This is a genomic window from Thiosulfativibrio zosterae (assembly GCF_011398155.1).
Taxonomy (GTDB): domain Bacteria; phylum Pseudomonadota; class Gammaproteobacteria; order Thiomicrospirales; family Thiomicrospiraceae; genus Thiosulfativibrio; species Thiosulfativibrio zosterae.
In genome coordinates, this window is sequence record NZ_AP021888.1 from 1,085,699 (window position 1) to 1,098,708 (window position 13,010).

Here is a 13,010-nt window from a genome sequence, read left to right on the forward strand (position 1 = left end):
AACATGGAAGCACAAGTTACAAATACAAACACGGCTGCTGAACAGCCGGTTAAGCAAATCAACTTTATGAAGCACCGCGGTTTGGCGGTGATTTTATCGGCCGTGATGGTCATTGCCTCGATTGTTGGTTTGGTTTATAAAGGGCTAAATTTTGGTATCGACTTTACCGGCGGAACCATAATTGAGCTGGCCTACGATAAACCTGCCAATATTGAAACCATTCGTAACACCTTGCGTGGCAATGGATTTGATGATGCAGTGGTGCAAAACTTTGGCTCGGTTGAAGATGTGTTAATCCGCATTGCACCGCGTGAAGGCGTGAATGCCGCAACCGTTAGTAACCATCTGATGGATGTTTTAAAAGCGCAAGACAGTGGTTTTGAAATGCGTCGTGTGGAGTTTGTTGGACCTCAAGTGGGTGATGAACTGACCGAAGATGGCGCGTTAGCGGTTATTTATGCCTTGTTAGGGATTTTGATTTATGTCGCATTGCGTTTTGAATTTCGCTTTTCGGTCGGTTCGGTGGTGGCGTTAATTCACGATGTGGTCATTACCTTGGGTGTGTTTGCGTGGACTCAGGCACAATTTGATTTAACCGTATTAGCCGCGATTTTAGCGGTTATCGGTTATTCGTTGAACGATACCATCGTGGTCTTTGACCGAGTGCGTGAAAACTTTAGAACCGTGCGTGAAGGCTCGCCAGTGGAGGTGACTAACCTTGCCATTAACCAAATGTTGTCGCGTACCATTATGACCTCTCTAACCACTTTGATTGTTTTGATTGCGTTGTTTTTCTTGGGCGGCGAAATTATTCATAACTTTGCAATGGCTTTAATTGTAGGGATTTTTGTGGGCACTTATTCTTCAACCTATGTTGCCAGTGCCATAGCTTTGGCGATGGGGGTTTCTAAAGAAGATTTGATGAAACCACCCAAAGACAGCGCCGGCAAAGAGGAGCGCGAAGCCGAATTGACCCGTGCCTTCTTAGAAGAAGAAGCGCGCCGTGAAGCCAGAGAAGCCGCACGCGAAGCCGCTAAAGCGGCCAAACAAGCCAAATAAAGTCGCCTAAAAATAGGCTAAAAGTTCTGAAAAATGACCAGGCCTGGTCATTTTTTGGTTTTTAAAACAGGTTTTTTAACTCAAAAGTATTCAATCATGTCGTTAATTTTAGAAAAAAACAAACGCCGCACCTTTGCGATTATTTCGCATCCGGATGCGGGTAAAACCACCGTTACTGAAAAACTCTTGCTCTACGGAGGAGCTATTCAAATGGCCGGTGCGGTTAAGAGTCGTAAAACCGATCGTGCGGCCACTTCTGACTGGATGAAAATCGAGCAAGAGCGTGGGATTTCGGTCGCTTCCTCGGTGATGCAGTTTCCCTATAAAGATGTCATGATTAACCTGCTTGATACGCCCGGTCACGAAGACTTTTCGGAAGATACTTATCGTACTCTAACCGCCGTGGATTCTGCGCTCATGGTGATCGATGTGGCGAAAGGGGTTGAAGACAGAACCATTAAGCTCATGGAAGTTTGTCGTTTGCGTGATACGCCTATCTTAACTTTTATTAATAAACTTGACCGTGAAGGGAAAGAGCCCATAGAGTTATTGGATGAAGTCGAGGACATTTTAAAAATCAAATGTGCGCCTATTATCTGGCCGATTGGCATGGGCAAACGCTTTAAGGGCATTTATCACCTCTATAACGATACGGTGCGCTTGTTTGAATCGGCGCAAGGTTTGGTAGCCAGCCAAGGTGAGTTGATTCAAGGGTTAGATAATCCTCGTTTAGACCAGTTATTGGGTAGCCAAGCGCAAGAGCTGCGCGATGAAATTGAGCTGGTGCAGGGTGCGAGCCATGAGTTTGAGTTAGATGCTTTTTTAAATGGCGAGTTAACGCCGGTGTATTTTGGCTCGGCGGTGAATAACTTTGGTTTGCAAGAGTTATTGGATGGCTTTGCACAATATGCGCCTTCACCCGTTGGGCGTAATACTGAAACGCGTTTGGTCAAAGCCGATGAAGAGAAACTCACCGGTTTTATCTTTAAAATTCAGGCGAATATGGACCCAAAACACCGTGACCGTGTGGCCTTTATGCGCGTGGTGTCTGGACAATATGAAAAGGGCATGAGTTTAAAACATGTGCGTATTGGCAAGGATGTCAAGATTGCCAAAGCGATTACCTTTTTAGCCAATCGTCGTGACCAAGCTGAAGAAGCTTATCCGGGCGATATTATTGGTTTACATAACCACGGCACCATTAAAATTGGCGATACCTTCACTCAAGGTGAAGATTTAAAATTCACCGGCATTCCAAACTTTGCGCCAGAATTATTCAGACGCGCGCAATTAAAAGACCCGATGAAAATGAAGTCATTACAAAAAGGGCTAACGCAGTTGTCCGAAGAAGGTGCAACTCAGCTCTTTAGACCGATTGCCAATAATGATTTAATTTTGGGCGCGGTTGGTATCTTGCAGTTTGAGGTCGTTGCTCAGCGTTTACAAGACGAATACAATGTCGCTTGCTTTTTTGAGCCGGTGAATGTGTCCACAGCGCGTTGGGTGGTCGGGGATAAACTCGAGATTGAAAAGTTTCTTGCCAAGGTGCGTGATAATGTTGCTTATGATGCAGCGGATCAATTGGTTTATATTGCGCCAACCCGAGTTAATTTGAGTTTGATCGAGGAGCGTTGGCCAAACTTGAAGTTTGTGGCAACGAGAGAACATTAGAAATATTTGCAAGTTTGCAATAGTTTAGGAGAGGGTTGTTATGGAAAATTTTGATTTAAATATGTTGTGGGTGGATTACGCCATGCCTTGGGGTATTAAGCTCATCTTTGCATTGCTCATTTTCGTGCTTGGTAAATGGGTCATCGGTATGGTGATTGGGGTTGTGCGCAAGGTGCTTGATAAATCAAAGATGGATTCTATGTTATCCAACTTTATTTTATCGATAGCCAATGCCATTCTGTTGCTATTCGTAGTCATTGCAGCACTGAGTCAATTAGGTGTTGATACGACTTCGTTGATAGCATTAATTGGGGCTGCAGGTTTGGCAGTGGGTTTAGCCCTGCAAAACTCATTACAGAACTTTGCAGCAGGTGTGATGTTGATTGTATTCAAACCCTTTAAGGTGGGTGATTTTATTGATGCTGGTGGCGTTGTGGGTGTGGTTGAACAAGTCGGGATTTTCAGTTCAACTTTGCGTTCCGGTGACAACAAAGAAATCATAGTGCCAAATGGTTCGATTTATAGCAGCTCAATTACCAATTTTTCGGCCAGAGATACGCGTCGTGTCGATATGGTATTTGGCATCGGTTATGACGCCGATGTGAAGTTGGCGAAAAGTATTTTAGAAAAGCTGGTCACTGAAGATGAGCGCATTTTAAAAGACCCAGCACCGGTGGTTGCTGTTTCTGAACTCGCGGATTCGAGTATTAATTTTGTGGTGCGTCCTTGGGTGAATTCAGGGGATTATTGGGCGGTTTACTGGAGTATGAACGAGAAGGTGTTAGAAGCATTTGCTGAGGCAAATGTCAGCATTCCTTATCCGCAGATGGATGTTCATTTGTACAAAAAAGAAGCTTAAAACCGACTGAAAACGCTGGGGGATTAAATCTCCCCCAGCGTTTTTTTTTACAAATTTTAAATCAAAAGGAAAATTAAGATGAAGTTCAAGAAAATAGTGATGGCTACTGCCATTATCATGTCTAGCTCAGCTGCGATGGCAGATGAAGTTAAAACAGGTTTAAGTGGCGCAGGTGAAGCGGGTTATTCAAATACCACGGGTAATACGGTTTCTGAGTCTTTATTTGCTGGGATAAAGTTAGATTATTTGCAGGCAGACTACAAAGTTAAAGGTTTGATTGAAGCCAATAACAAAAAAGAAAGTGGCGTGCAAACCGCTGAGCGTTATGTGGGTGATTTTCAGGCAGATGTCTTCTTTAGTGATAACCAAAAAATGTATGGTTTTGGTCAAGCTCGCTGGGAAAATGACCGTTTTGCCGATATAGATTTAAGCAGCTATTATTTTGGCGGTGTGGGTTATAACTACTTTAATCAAAAAAATATTGTGTTAACGGTTGAAGCCGGTTTGGGTTATCAAAATGTTAATTACATGACTGCTAAAGACTTTGACCAAGGCGTGAGCAAACTTTATGCTAACTTTGAGTATGCAATTAATGCCAATGTGCGTTTCTTGCAAGATGTCACTGAATACTATGGTAGCGAACAGGCTAAGTTTGAATCGAATACTGGCGTTAAAGTTAAATTAGCAGATAGCCTAAGTATGAAAGCCTCTTATAAATATCGTCATAACAGCGACCCAGCAGCGGGTAAAAAGAATGAAGATACAGAAACTCTATTATCGGTCATGTATGATTTCTAACGCATTCCGTTAGTTTTGAATCCTGATGAAAGCCGACTAAAAGTCGGTTTTTTTATAGAATAATGATGGTGGCGAGGCCTAAAAATACAAAGAATCCTAGCGAGTCCGTGACGGTGGTTAACATGAGTCCGGCGGCGAGTGCAGGGTCAATTTTCATGCGATGCAGTCCTATGGGGATTAAAGCCCCAGCAAGCGCCGCAGCGATGAGGTTAATAAGCATAGCACCGGCAAAAATTAAGCCCAGCGTCCAATCTTGAAAAACTAAGAATACACCCGCAAAGGACATAATTGCCCAAACCAAACCGTTCAGTAAACCAACCGTGGCTTCTTTAAGGATTAACAGTTTAGAGTTGGCCTGACTGAGTTTTTGCGTTGAAATGGCACGAATGACGATGGTAGCCGTTTGGGTTCCGGCAATGCCGCCCATGCTGGCGATGATTGGCATTAACACCGCTAGAGCAACAATTTTTTCAATGGAAGCATCAAACAAGCCGATAACAAAAGAGGCGAATATGGCGGTCAGTAAATTAATGCCTAACCAAAAAGTACGGCGTTTGGCGGCGCGAGAAGGTGGCGAGAATAAGTCTTCTTCCTCATCTAAACCGGCACTGGCCATTTGATTGTGTTCTGCTTGGTCACGAATAATATCAACGACATCATCAATCGTGATACGACCTAACACGAAGTTTTTATCGTCCACAACGGTGGCGGCAATCAGGTCATATTTTTCAAAAATATGCGCTACCTCTTTAGCGGGCGTCATGCCGTGAATGGCGGCTTTGTGACGATCTACTAAGGCTGAAACAAGGGTGTCTTCATCATGGGTCAGTAGGTCATTGAGTTTGAGCGTACCCACATAGCGCCCATCTCTGTCGCGTACAATTAAATCCACCAAAGAATCAGGCAGTTCCCCTATTTTGCGTAACAAACGCATTACCACCTCAAGAGTAACTTCCTCACGCACGGCAATAAAATCGGTGGACATCATGCCGCCGGCGGTGTTTTCTGGATAAGTTAAGGCGATTTCAACGGCAAATCTATCTTCATCCGATAAGGCATTGAGCAGTGTTTTTTGTTCGGTTTCTGGGAGAGATTGCGCAATATCCACAATGTCATCAGTCTGTAAGTGCCCAACGACCTCTAAAATTTCATGTTGTTCCAGTTGGTCAAGCAAACTGCTGCGCACTTGATCATTAGTGTGTGCCAGTATTTCGCCCTGAAATTTAGGGTCTATCTGCTGCCATAGCGCATTTCTTTGGGCAGGGGGAGTTGCCTCAAGAATTTCAGAGATTTCTTCTGGCACAAGGCGTGACAATAAGCTTGCCACTGCAAGCAGATTATTATTGTTAATGGCGTCTAACAATTGTTCAGTCAGTAGGCCGGTATCATTTGGATGGTGTCTGGTGACCATAACAAGTCTCAAAAAAAGTTTTGTTTAATTCTATCAAGACTGGCTGTTAAAGTGCTTTTTATCTGTGTTTTAAAAACAAAAAAGCCCAAATTAATGGGCTTTTTGCTAGCGTTGTGAATCTTTTATGAAAGATTAAGCATCTACAGTGTGTAAGCTACGCGCGCCACCTGATTTTTGGTTGTGGCTAGAAATTTTTTCTTTGTGTTTGATGATTTGACGATCCAATTTGTCTAATAAACCATCAATGGATGCATACATATCTTCACTGCTATGCTGTGCAAATAAATCTCCACCAGAAACATGAACAGTTGCTTCAGCTTTTTGATCTTGTTTTTCAACTGTCAAGATGACATGAATATTGGTGACATGGTCAAAGTGACGCGTTAATTTGTCCATTTTTTCGTTAACATAATCTCTTAGCGCATCGGTAATATCAATGTGGTGACCAGTAATGTTGATTTGCATAATATCGCTCCTTTATATTTATATTTGCGATGGAGGAGAAGTGCTTTAACTTTATGCTCTTGTAACTCACTTCTTAACTTTCGATTTCAGTATAGCACAGTTTGATGGGCTTACAACTGCCTGGCAACAAAATTTGAAGCAACAAATATGAGCATAAGCTGGATGAAAAATGCTGAAAAGATGACAAGAAATTTTGGTTGAAATAGTCAGTGATTGTTGCCAATGTTAGGCAAAGTTTTCACCTAAATAAACGCGTTTAACTTCTTGATTTTGTAAGACCTCGGCGGGTGTGCCTGAGGCTAAAATGGTACCGGCATTCAAAATATAGGCTTGGTCACAAACGCCCAATGTTTCACGCACATTATGGTCAGTAATGAGAACCCCAATATTTTTGGCTTTCAAATGAAGGATGATATTTTGAATATCTTTAACAGAAATAGGGTCTACGCCCGCAAAGGGTTCGTCCAATAAGATAAACTGTGGCTCCATGGCTAAGGCGCGTGCAATTTCAACACGGCGTCTTTCACCACCGGATAAGGCTTGTCCAAGCTGTTCAGTAATATGCCCAATTTGTAGGTCGTCAATAAGATGGTTATAGATGCTGAGGCGTTGTTCGGCATTGAGTTCTGGACGCATTTCTAAAATGGCCATGATATTTTGGGTAACCGTCAGTTTTCTAAAAACAGAGGCTTCTTGTGGGAGATAACCAATACCCATTTGCGCTCTTTCATGAATGGCCAACTGGGTGATTTCTTGGTCGTCTAAATAGATATGACCTGCATCAGCGGCAACCAGTCCTGTCATCATATAAAAAGTGGTGGTTTTACCGGCACCATTAGGCCCGAGCAAGCCAACCACTTGTCCGCTGAAGACATCTAAGTCAACAGAGGTGACAACGGTTCTTTTTTTATAACTTTTGGCAAGGCCTTGGGCGTAAAAGTGTGCCATTTAAGGTTGCTCTGGTGTTGGTGTTGATGGGGTTTCTGCGGGCGTTTGAGGTGTAAAAATCACCTTAATACGCTGATCCGCTTCTCCTGAACCTTTAGCACGGAGTGTTTTTTGAGTGAGGTCATAAAAAATCTCTGGACCTTGTATCGAGTTTTCACCTTCTTGTTCAACTAAGGCATCCCCCTGAAACAAAAGGGTTTTGAGTTTGGCGTTATAGGTGATTTGTTCTGCGTGCCCCGTTAGCCATTTTTGTTGTTCGAGTGAATAGCGTTTAAAGGTTGCGGGTTTGCCAGTGGCAACGGCACTTTCTAAAACTGACAGCGGGTGTTCGATACTGACTTGGTCGCCAGTAATTTTGGTCGTGCCTTGGGTTATGACAACATCCCCAATATAGATACTTTTACCCAATTTTTCTGCCGCATCTAAACGGTTTGCAATCACTTCAACCGGTTGTTCTTCATCCGGTTTAGTGGTTTCAGAGGAAGATTCTGCCCAAACTAGACCGCTGGCGGAAAACAGCATGGATAATATCATTGCCTGTAAAATGCGTGTTTTAGATGTTAAAGCAAGGGTGTATTTCATGGTTTAGTCTTTTGTTGGGCTAAAAATTGTCGTCACTTTAGAGGCAAATTGGTAATGCCCCTCTTCTAAGTTGCCTTGAAAACCCTTGCCTGAAATGCGAGTTTTTGGATCAGTTAATACCACTTCAAGCGGGCTTTCTAATTGTTGAGTGTCGCTATTATAGGTAATCTGCTGAGTTTTTAAGGTTTTATTTGTTTGGTTGAGACTTTGGGATTGCATCAACACATTACCCTCAAACAGAATTTGCGTTTCATTGGTTGAGGTTGCAAATTGACTTTGAATGGTTGTTGTTTTGTCTGTTGACACTTGAATGATTCGAGGTTCGGTAAATTTAGCGACTTTTTGGGTCTCTTGATAGTAAATAGCTTTGGCGTTGATGATATTTTGCTGATTGGGTTTTTGAGCATCTAATGCCCAAGTCGTGGAGTCAAAAATTTGCCAGCTATAAGTCTCTAGGGGTTTAGGCGTGACTGCTGGCGCTTGGGTTGTGTAAGACATTTGTTGTGTCGCCAAAACAAACATTAGCAGCGATAATAGGATAAACAATAACCAGCTCAGTTTTTTGGACATGGTGTCTTCCTATAATTGCAGACTAAGCATCTCTTAAATAGAAGTCCATATGCGTTTGCCAAGCATCTTGCGATTTCATAATGATTTCGCACACTTCTCTTACACAGCCTTGACCGCCTTTGAATTGCGAAATGTAATCCACGCGAGATTTAACTTCTTGGTCGCCATCGGCAGGCGTTACTGATAAACCAACGCGTTTAAGAATGGGTAAATCTAAAATGTCATCACCCACATAAGCAACTTCAGACATTCTAAGCGACAGTTTTTCAACCAGCTCTAAAAAGGTCGGTAGTTTGTCAGGTACGCCTTGGTATAAATGTTTTACTTTCAAGTCGCGCATACGGTTTTCAACCAGTTGAGATTTGCGCCCAGTAATGATGCCTATGTCTATTCCTGATTTTTGTAGCATGACCATACCATGACCGTCACGGGTGTAAAAAGCTTTATATTCTTGACCATCGTCACCGTAAATTAAACGATTGTCCGTCATGACACCATCAACATCTAACAGTAATAATTTGATTTTTTTGGCTTTTAAAGTCAGTGCGTTGGAGACAGTGGTCATGGTGTTACCTCAAAGTTTGTTTAAGCAATCATTCGGAAATAAATTAACACGAGATAAGCAATAAAGCTACCTAAGAGTAAAAACCCTTCAAGCTTGGTAATCATGGCATTCCCTTTACGGGGCAAGGCAACCAATAACATTAAAAGCGTTAAGGTGAGCATAATAGGATAATCAATCAACAGCGTGTTGGCCTCAATGATTGAAGGCGCAATCAATGCGGGCATTGCCATTACCGCTAAAAGGTTAAATAGGTTAGAACCTAAAATGTTCCCAATCATCAAATCAGCCTCATTTTTGCGGGCAGCGCTGATAGCGGCTGCCAGTTCTGGTAGGCTGGTGCCAACGGCTACGATGGTTAAACCGATAATCATGTCAGGTACTTCAAAGAAATGAGCAATTTCAACTGCGCCCCAAACCATTAATTTTGCACTACCAATCAAAATGGCTAAACCGATACCCAACAGAACCAATGCCTTGTTAAGGGACATTTTGGGTAGGTCTTCAATTTCATGAAGCGTTTCTTCGGCTAATGGGTCTTTAGGGTCAATGTTTTTGTTGATTTTGATCATCCAAATCATGACTGCAAAAAACATGGCCAGCAAAATAAACCCGTCAGTTACATCTAAGTCTTTGTCTAATAATAAAATTAAACCAATTAAAGAAACGCCTAGTAAAACTGGAAACTCACGCTTGAGTAGAGATGATTTAATGGCAATGGGCGCAATAATGGCTGTGATGCCCAATACCAAACCGATATTCGCAATATTGGATCCGATAACATTTCCTATAGCTAATCCAGGGTTGCCTTCTACTGAGGCTAGAACAGAAACAATGACTTCGGGAAGTGAAGTACCAAAGCCTAATACGACAACGCCGATGATGAGAGGTGAGATTTTTAAGTGTAAAGAAGTGCTTGCTGCGCCATCGATAAAGATGTCTGAGCTCCAAACCAATAGAACTAATCCAATAATTAAACCCAGCGTTGGTAATATAAGCGTTTCTATCATTTAATAATCTTTGTTTTTTTGTTTCAAAGATTACTATTATAAATGGCAAGGCCTTTAAAATAAATATTATTTATGACTAGGGGTGTATTTAAGTGAATATTTTGGGCTAAAAATCATTAAAAAGGTGAAGTGTTTTGGAAAATTTAACCGTTGGCAGTTTTGGTTGGGATAGAGCGGAATGGCAAGAAATTTTCTATCCTGAAGACTTACCCTCTGAATGGTGTTTGGATTTTTACAGCAATGAGTTTCATTGTGTATTAATACCGCAAACCGAATGGTTAGCTTGGTCTGACGAAGAATTTGAGAGTGTTCTTGAGTCGATAGAAGGGCAAACTTTTGCTTTGTATTTTGCGGTTCAAACCGCATTAGATGCCTCTCAACAAAAGCAGTTGTTAAGATGTCATCAAAAATTTTATCAGTATGAAAAGGGTGTGGTGTTTTGGCAAGAAGCATTCAGACTTCCGTCAGGATGTGAGGATTTTTCTCAAACGCTGTTGCAGAAACTTGATGATAACCATAAAACTGAAGAATTCGAATGGTCTTGGACTTTTGACGGCTGGCGTTTATCTGGCATTCCTTTAGGGCTGGTTTTTAAAATACCCAGCGATGGCAAAGAACAAGCCAAAATGATTAAGTCGTTTGTTGAGAGTTTGCCAAAAGATCAAGTGGGTGCGCCATTTATCTTAGGCGACTTGAATACTCCCCTTGAAATTCAGGATTTGCGTGCGATTAAAACAATTGCCGAGTTATTGGGTTATTAGGGGTATTCTGATGAACGCTATAATTAAAATCTTTAATTCTGTTTTTAAACCGCTAAAATGGCTCTAAAAATAACCAGGCCTGGTTATTTTTAAGTCTAATTTTTGAGAAAAATATGCAGGAAACTACAACGCATACAATGCATCATTCTGAACAAGGTTCCAACGAATCTGGCATGGTGCCGTTAATTGAAATTAAAAATTTGGTCTTCAGTCGTGGCAATCGTAAGATTTTTGATGGCGTCAATTTGGTGATTCCACAAGGAAAAGTGACGGCAATCATGGGCCCGAGTGGCACAGGCAAGACCACCTTGTTAAAGTTAATCGCTGGACAACTTAAACCTGACTCGGGTGAGATTTGGGTGAAAGGACAAAATGTTCATAAGTTGCGCCGCACCAAACTTTACGAGTTGCGCAGTAAGATGGGTATGCTCTTTCAAAGTGGCGCGTTACTCACCGATTTAAATGTTTTTGATAATGTGGCTTTTCCAATTAGAGAACATTCAAATCTCCCCGAAGAAATTATTAAACCGTTGGTGCTGATGAAACTGCAGTCGGTTGGCTTAAGAGGTGCGCAACATTTGATGCCTTCGGAGTTGTCCGGTGGAATGTCGCGCCGAGTGGCCTTGGCTCGTGGTATTGCCCTAGATCCTGAAATGATTTTTTACGATGAGCCTTTTGTTGGGCAAGACCCGATTACCATGGGTGTGTTGGTTCAGCTGATTCGTAAACTTAACGACAGTTTAGATTTAACCAGCGTGGTGGTTTCGCATGATGTGGATGAGGTTTTATCCATTGCTGACTACGCCTGTGTATTGTCTGAAGGACGCATTGTTGCCGAAGGCACGCCAGAGTCTTTAATTGAATCTTCTAATGAAGCCGCTGCTTATGTCGAACAGTTTTTACAAGGAAAACCTGACGGTCCAGTGCCTTATCATTTTCCGGTTAAATCGTATCTAGAGGACTTAACACCATGAGTTCAACCCCAAAAACAAATCAAGTCAGTTCGGGCTGGGTGAATGGTCTGGCTTATTTAGGTTCAGGTTTTATTGGTTTTTTATCAAGTTTAGGGCGCGCAGCTATTTTTATTTTGTCTTTGCTGCCAGCCATGCCCAGTGCACTTTGGCGTTTTGAGCTACTGATTAAACAAGTCTATTTTGCCGGTGTTTTATCTTTGCCGATTATCTTAACGGCAGGCCTATTCGTGGGCATGGTACTCACCCTGCAAGGTTACAATGTTTTGGTTGATTATAACTCTGCCGAAGCGGTAGGTGCTATGACGGCGCTTTCCTTGTTACGCGAGTTAGGGCCCGTGGTTGCGGCATTATTATTTGCGGGTCGCGCAGGTTCAGCCATGACTGCCGAAATTGGTTTAATGAAATCGACCGAGCAATTATCAGCCTTAGAAATGATGGCAGTCGACCCCAATAAATTTGTATTTGCGCCAAGATTTTTAGCCACAGTCATTGCCTTACCTTTGTTGTCGTTACTGTTCATCGCAATGGGGATTTTAGGTGGATATTTAGTCGGTGTTGGCTGGTTAGGGGTTGATGAAGGCGCTTTTTGGTCGCAAATGACCAGTCATGTTGATTGGCAAGAAGATGCGGTCAATGGCATTATTAAGTCGATTGCCTTTGCATTTTTAGTGGCAATTATTGCGTTATATCAAGGCTATGATGCTATGCCCACTTCGGAAGGGGTGAGTGGTGCAACAACCAGAACCGTGGTTCATGCCTCGTTGGGTGTTTTGGGATTAGACTTTATCCTAACCGCCCTAATGTTTAACTAGTTTTATTTAATTTTGAATTATTGAATCAGGAATTTGTGTATGAGTCGTCAAAAGATAGTTGAGGTTTGGGTTGGGGCATTTGTGTTGATGTCACTGATTGCATTATCGGTTATTGCCTTTAAAGTCAGTAATTATCAAGGTTTACAAGAACGTGCAACCTACGAAATCAGCGGGCTTTTTAGTAACATTGGCGGTCTAAAGGTCAGAGCCCCCGTGAAGATTAGCGGTGTGGTGGTTGGGCGAATTAAGTCGATTGAAGTCGATGCTAAAACTTATCAGGCCTTGGTCAAAATGGACATTTATCAAGATTTTAATCAGTTATCGAGTGACACTTCGGGTGTTATTTTGACCTCTGGGTTGTTGGGCGATCAATATGTAGGATTAGAACCCGGTGGGTCTGATGAGTTATTGAAAAACGGCGATCGACTAGAACTCACGCAGCCAGCGTTGGTTTTAGAAGAGTTGATTGGTCAATTTTTAACCAAGTTTTCAGGCGACACTTCGAAGCCTTAGTTTTAATTGTTGGAG

The 13,010-nt window shown here is 42.3% G+C and carries 15 protein-coding genes; 8 read left to right on the forward strand and 7 right to left on the reverse strand.

Features of this window, described 5'->3' with window-relative positions; translation table 11 throughout:
* Window positions 1-3: 3 nt before the first annotated feature.
* From secF to THMIRH_RS04825, 4 genes are all read left to right on the forward strand, one after another.
* On the forward strand, window positions 4-1,059 hold the full coding sequence (secF, locus tag THMIRH_RS04810) for a protein translocase subunit SecF (protein WP_173291025.1): 1,056 nt from the start codon (window positions 4-6) through the stop codon (window positions 1,057-1,059).
* A gap of 96 nt (window positions 1,060-1,155) precedes the next feature.
* Entirely contained in the window at window positions 1,156-2,730 is a 1,575-nt protein-coding gene (locus tag THMIRH_RS04815; RefSeq protein WP_173291026.1) for a peptide chain release factor 3, read from the forward strand.
* Window positions 2,731-2,770: 40 nt separating this feature from the next.
* Window positions 2,771-3,589 carry a mechanosensitive ion channel family protein gene (locus THMIRH_RS04820; RefSeq protein WP_173291027.1) on the forward strand — a complete coding sequence of 273 codons (819 nt, stop codon included), beginning with the start codon at window positions 2,771-2,773 and terminating at the stop codon, window positions 3,587-3,589.
* A gap of 78 nt (window positions 3,590-3,667) precedes the next feature.
* Window positions 3,668-4,387 (forward strand): DUF481 domain-containing protein, encoded by a 720-nt coding sequence (locus tag THMIRH_RS04825; RefSeq protein WP_173291028.1) that lies wholly within the window; start codon window positions 3,668-3,670, stop codon window positions 4,385-4,387.
* 52 nt (window positions 4,388-4,439) lie between these two features.
* Here the strand turns inward: THMIRH_RS04825 and mgtE are convergent, their stop codons facing one another.
* From mgtE to THMIRH_RS04860, 7 genes are all read right to left on the reverse strand, one after another.
* Window positions 4,440-5,798 carry a magnesium transporter gene (mgtE, locus tag THMIRH_RS04830; RefSeq protein WP_173291029.1) on the reverse strand — a complete coding sequence of 453 codons (1,359 nt, stop codon included), beginning with the start codon at window positions 5,796-5,798 and terminating at the stop codon, window positions 4,440-4,442.
* A gap of 132 nt (window positions 5,799-5,930) precedes the next feature.
* Window positions 5,931-6,263, reverse strand: coding sequence for a ribosome hibernation-promoting factor, HPF/YfiA family (gene hpf / locus THMIRH_RS04835; RefSeq protein WP_173291030.1), 333 nt, complete (start codon window positions 6,261-6,263; stop codon window positions 5,931-5,933).
* Window positions 6,264-6,488: 225 nt separating this feature from the next.
* Window positions 6,489-7,211, reverse strand: a complete 723-nt coding sequence (gene lptB, locus THMIRH_RS04840; RefSeq protein ID WP_173291031.1) for an LPS export ABC transporter ATP-binding protein — start codon at window positions 7,209-7,211, stop codon at window positions 6,489-6,491.
* Window positions 7,212-7,793 carry a lipopolysaccharide transport periplasmic protein LptA gene (lptA, locus tag THMIRH_RS04845; RefSeq protein WP_173291032.1) on the reverse strand — a complete coding sequence of 194 codons (582 nt, stop codon included), beginning with the start codon at window positions 7,791-7,793 and terminating at the stop codon, window positions 7,212-7,214.
* A gap of 3 nt (window positions 7,794-7,796) precedes the next feature.
* Complete coding sequence (gene lptC, locus THMIRH_RS04850; RefSeq protein WP_173291033.1) at window positions 7,797-8,363, reverse strand: LPS export ABC transporter periplasmic protein LptC; 567 nt, start codon at window positions 8,361-8,363, stop codon at window positions 7,797-7,799.
* A gap of 22 nt (window positions 8,364-8,385) precedes the next feature.
* The gene (kdsC, locus tag THMIRH_RS04855) at window positions 8,386-8,928 is read right to left on the reverse strand and encodes a 3-deoxy-manno-octulosonate-8-phosphatase KdsC (protein ID WP_173291034.1); all 543 of its coding nucleotides are present in this window, start codon (window positions 8,926-8,928) and stop codon (window positions 8,386-8,388) included.
* A 20-nt stretch (window positions 8,929-8,948) separates the two neighbouring features.
* Entirely contained in the window at window positions 8,949-9,935 is a 987-nt protein-coding gene (locus THMIRH_RS04860) for a calcium/sodium antiporter (protein ID WP_173291035.1), read from the reverse strand.
* A gap of 134 nt (window positions 9,936-10,069) precedes the next feature.
* Between THMIRH_RS04860 and THMIRH_RS04865 the strand changes: the two genes are divergently transcribed.
* The 4 genes from THMIRH_RS04865 to mlaD all read left to right on the forward strand — a co-directional run bounded on the left by THMIRH_RS04865 (window position 10,070) and on the right by mlaD (window position 12,995).
* Window positions 10,070-10,696: a hypothetical protein gene (locus THMIRH_RS04865; protein ID WP_173291036.1), complete on the forward strand. Its 627-nt coding sequence runs from the start codon at window positions 10,070-10,072 to the stop codon at window positions 10,694-10,696.
* Window positions 10,697-10,869: 173 nt separating this feature from the next.
* Window positions 10,870-11,670: an ATP-binding cassette domain-containing protein gene (locus THMIRH_RS04870; protein WP_173292391.1), complete on the forward strand. Its 801-nt coding sequence runs from the start codon at window positions 10,870-10,872 to the stop codon at window positions 11,668-11,670.
* Complete coding sequence (gene mlaE, locus THMIRH_RS04875; protein WP_173291037.1) at window positions 11,667-12,482, forward strand: lipid asymmetry maintenance ABC transporter permease subunit MlaE; 816 nt, start codon at window positions 11,667-11,669, stop codon at window positions 12,480-12,482. The genes THMIRH_RS04870 and mlaE overlap by 4 nt, the downstream gene beginning before the upstream one ends.
* A 39-nt stretch (window positions 12,483-12,521) precedes the next feature.
* Window positions 12,522-12,995: an outer membrane lipid asymmetry maintenance protein MlaD gene (gene mlaD, locus THMIRH_RS04880; protein ID WP_173291038.1), complete on the forward strand. Its 474-nt coding sequence runs from the start codon at window positions 12,522-12,524 to the stop codon at window positions 12,993-12,995.
* Window positions 12,996-13,010 lie beyond the last annotated feature (15 nt).